Raw genomic sequence first — 1043 nt, forward strand, 5'->3', positions numbered from 1 at the left:
CACGGCATGTCGGTGTTCGGCGATCTGAAATACCCCGCCGACTTCAAGCATTTCGACTACATCAATCCGAAGGCGCCGAAGGGCGGCTTGTTCTCCACGATCCCGTCGACCCGCGCCTTCAACCAGTCCTTCCACACGTTCAATTCGTTCAACGCCTTCATCCTCAAGGGCGAGGGCGCCAAGGGCATGGAGCTGACGTTCGACACGCTGATGTCGCGCGCCAACGACGAGCCCGACGCGATGTACGGTCTTGCCGCAAAGTCCGTGTGGATCTCGCCGGACAAGCTGACCTACAAATTCACGATGCGCCCCGAGGCACGCTTTCACGACGGCTCGAAACTGACCGCCCATGACGTCGCCTTCTCGCTGAACATCCTGAAGGAAAAGGGCCATCCGCTGATCGTGGTGCAGCTCCGCGACTTCGTGAAGGCGGAGGCGCTGGATGACGCGACGGTGGCCGTGACCTTCGCGCCGAACCGTGCGCGCGACGTGCCCCTCTTTGTCGCGAGCTTGCCGATCTTCTCCAAGGCGTACTACGCGACGCGCCCGTTCGATGAGTCGACCACCGAGATTCCGGTCGGCTCGGGGCCGTACAAGGTGGGCCGATACGAGATCAACCGCTACGTCGAGTTCGACCGCGTCAAGGACTGGTGGGCGGCCGATCTTCCCGTCAACCGCGGCAGCTACAATTTCGACACCGTGCGCTACGAGTTCTATCGCGACCGCGACGTCGCGTTCGAAGGCTTTACCGGCAAGAACTATCTCTACCGCGAGGAGTTCACCGCGCGGATCTGGGCGACGCGCTATGATTTTCCGGCGATCAAGGACGGCCGTGTCAAGCGCGAGACCCTGCCGGATGAGCTGCCGTCGGGCGGGCAGGGCTGGTTCTTCAACACCCGCCGCGACAAGCTCAAGGACCCCAAGGTTCGCGAAGCGGTCATCAACGCATTCGATTTCGAATGGACCAACAAGACCGTGATGTACGGCGCCTATGCGCGCACGGTTTCGCCGTTCCAGAATTCGGACATGGTGGCGACCGGGTT

At 61.8% G+C, this 1043-nt stretch carries 1 protein-coding gene; it reads left to right on the forward strand.

All coding sequences use genetic code 11. The features are described from left to right. The coding region (locus JQ628_RS34385) for an extracellular solute-binding protein (protein WP_212231066.1) at positions 1–1043 on the forward strand (1043 nt) is incomplete at both ends.

The sequence above is a fragment of the Bradyrhizobium lablabi genome, from assembly GCF_018129385.1.
GTDB lineage: Bacteria > Pseudomonadota > Alphaproteobacteria > Rhizobiales > Xanthobacteraceae > Bradyrhizobium > Bradyrhizobium lablabi_C.